This window comes from Methanospirillum stamsii (genome assembly GCF_003173335.1).
Taxonomy (GTDB): domain Archaea; phylum Halobacteriota; class Methanomicrobia; order Methanomicrobiales; family Methanospirillaceae; genus Methanospirillum; species Methanospirillum stamsii.
The window spans coordinates 1-3,111 of the sequence record NZ_QGMZ01000036.1 but is presented as its reverse complement, the minus strand read 5'-3'; the positions used below and the strand labels follow the sequence as shown (position 1 = coordinate 3,111).

Annotated in this window: 1 protein-coding gene and 1 pseudogene; both read right to left on the bottom strand. The window is 36.1% G+C overall.

What is annotated here, in order from left to right; genetic code table 11:
• Positions 1–730: 730 nt before the first annotated feature.
• Positions 731–2,088 (bottom strand): annotated as a pseudogene (locus DLD82_RS14030) (IS4 family transposase).
• A 257-nt stretch (positions 2,089–2,345) separates the two neighbouring features.
• On the bottom strand, positions 2,346–3,111 hold a 766-nt coding region (locus DLD82_RS14025), incomplete at its 5' end, for a CARDB domain-containing protein (protein WP_146199817.1).

Below are 3,111 nucleotides of genomic sequence, written 5' to 3'. Positions count from 1 at the left end.
CTGGACCAGATGTTCAAAATAATTCGATATTTGTCAAAAAATAAAAAGTCACTCACTTTTTTTTGTTTTTCAACAAAAAGAGAATAAACGACATTTTAAATCGCTTAGAAAAATGTCGGGGTGATTGATAGGGGATTGTGCATAACCTACTTTCTACGATGTTGAGAAAAAATTGAACATTTTTTCTGATATATATCTACCCATAACCAATGAGATTTGCATAATTCTTGATTGTTTGAAAACAAATCATCGAATAAGGGATATAGATTATCAACGAGGAAAATGCGTTGAAGGGAAAGAATATATTTTCATTAGGCTCAAGTTCATTGGTTCTTAGTTTTATTTGCGTTTTGGTCGATTCAAACATCACTAAGAACACATTAATTTCTTGTCAGTGGCAAAATTAGGCCACAGAATACGGTAACGAGCAGATAATAATTAAATAATATCCATGTAAGACAGCTTTGGAGTAATATCTCGATATCGTGACATACATTTTTCATATAACGTAACAACAAGTATATCATATTCGTGGAGATCACGACCCCACTCCTTGTCTCTTCTACTTCTCTGAAGCGCAAATGTGCCACCATACCCGTCCAAAAATAAATTGTTGTGTCCTCATTTGGTCATAAGTAAAAAAAAGGCAAATTTCGAGTAATTTTTGATTTTTTAACGATAGTCCGGACTATCCATTCCTCCTTCAGAATAATGATCTTAATGAAAGACCTTACTGAATCTCTGAGAATTTCAATGTTAGAACTTCGTTTTGGTTGCGGCTTTTTGCGAGTTGCCGCAATGACCGTTCCAATTTATCCCACCGTTTATTCACGTTGCCTTTTCCAAATAACTGTTGATTCAGTATGCTCAAAAACTCTAATGCTTTCTCTGTAAACACTTTTGACCATAGCAGCGGGGTATATTTGTCTTTGTCATTTTTCCGGGTCGAAGATACAATCCAACAAAACAGTTCTCTGCTAATAATGAACCGAATTAACATGGAATAAATGTGAATCAACGCCATAGGTTCATTCCCTAGAAACATTTTCCCCAGATCGTAGTCACTCTTTAATTCTTTGAAAATTAGTTCAATCGCCCAGCGAAACCGGTATAACTCATAAATATCATCTGCAGAAAAACGCTCATGAGCCAGATTTGTCATATAGATCTGCCATTTTTTCGCGAGTGGGTTCCAAGCACAAATTACTCTGAATTCCTGAAATATTGGGATTTTTACGTTTTAAAACGCTCATCGTCTATATGAAAAGAACAAATGAGATCAAAAACACCTTTTTTCGGTATTTTTTCCAAAAAATCATCCCCACTAATGTTTATAAAGCAATTCCGGTCTACCAGTGATAAAAAATCAGAGGGGCCTGAATTAATTGTGACAACGTTAAAAACGGCATTCGTTTTCACCCTGCTTACAAAAAAACCTCCATATTCTTGAATTTTAGAAACGGTCTTAAGAGAATAGTATCCCAGATCGTAAAGAAGGAGAATATTTTCTACTTCTCGTCCAATTTTAAGCATTTTAGAGTCATGAACCCTTTCTGATGTAATTATTGCACTTTTCACAGAATGGGATACTGAACTATAAACTGCATGGATCTTTAATCCGGCAGAATCGTCACGGGAACGTGCTGCAGGGTGCAGATCGTAGAGTTTTTTACTGATTCGAATAATACTACTGTCTTGAACTAAAATATCTTTGAAATCTTCAACAATTCCCTTTAAATGAGCAGGGGATTGATGAGCCGTCTGATCGATATAATGATTCAACAAAGATTTTAGAAAAGTCACTAAATCATCTTTAAACCGTTTTCTGAAACTTTGATTACGAATTGAAGTTTTAATCTTTGGGTTATCATCAAGATCAACATAATGGCGGTAAATCTCCTCTAATGTGGGCTTCAGATGACTGCTAACTCCAAAAACAAGAACAAATACTAAAAGAACAGGGTCGAGTTTTCGTTTTCTTTTAATAAATCCCGTTTCCCGGGATTTATTTTCAATAAAATCGGGATTCAATTTGTGAAATACGCAATCCTTCAGGTTTTTCAGACCCTTATAAGAAGAAGTCTTCATATCCTGAAGGTCGCCCGACGGTGCTCACCGTAGGGCGGCGCCGAAAATATATAAAGGTTTGGATTTATTGAAGAAATGATATTCCTAGTCAGTAACACTCATTCTTGCTCAGTTGAGTATCTAATCCCAAAGCTGTCTTACATGAAATAATATCCCTAATTTTATACAATCATTCAGTTACCCCATACCAATACAGTCAAACTACCAATCTATTTGGATTAGAACTCCGGTTTAAAACACAGAAAATATTTTGAATATCAGCCTACCTGTACCCAACTAATATCATACACAACATTATTCTCTTCATCCGATTCTTCTTCTACATTGTTAGAGTCTATGAACACGCCAACGGCATATGATCCTGGGGAGACATTCCCTGGGATTGTGAACATTTTTGTGTCTTTGGAATCACGTTGGTCTCCTACCGCAAGCCCGTTTGCCGAATCTTCACCCAGAACAAATATGTCGTTATTTCCGAATATCGGATCATATTTCAACGTATCAGTGAGGAAATAGGTGATGGTAAATTTCCCGGCATCACCAGAACCCTTATTTTCGATAGTCAGTGTACCCGCAATCACATTTTCCTTCTGTTTCATGGAGATTTTTGTAATAGTGAGATCAGGAAGCAGATTTATCGGGGCAGTTGAAGTATGAATGGTATCAGAAATTGAAGGAGTCAATTGGGAATTGGATAAATCTAAAGCTTCATAATCCTGACCTAATTTTTCCATGATTAAGGCTTTTTGTTCTAATGACTCCCCTTTCAGGCTACCATCTCTGATTAACGAATCAAAAAAACCCAAAGCTTCATTATACCTCCCTAATAGGGACAGGGTTTTCCCCCTTAAAAAAATTGTACGAGGTCGAGAAAAACCATCCCCCCCCAACATCGCAATTTGCTGATCAGATACATCTAAAGCTTCATTATATCTACCCATTTTGAGTAAGAGTTCTAATTTATCATCTAAATCTTCGGAATAACTCAAATCAGTAGCGAGAATTTGATTCTCAATATTCAAA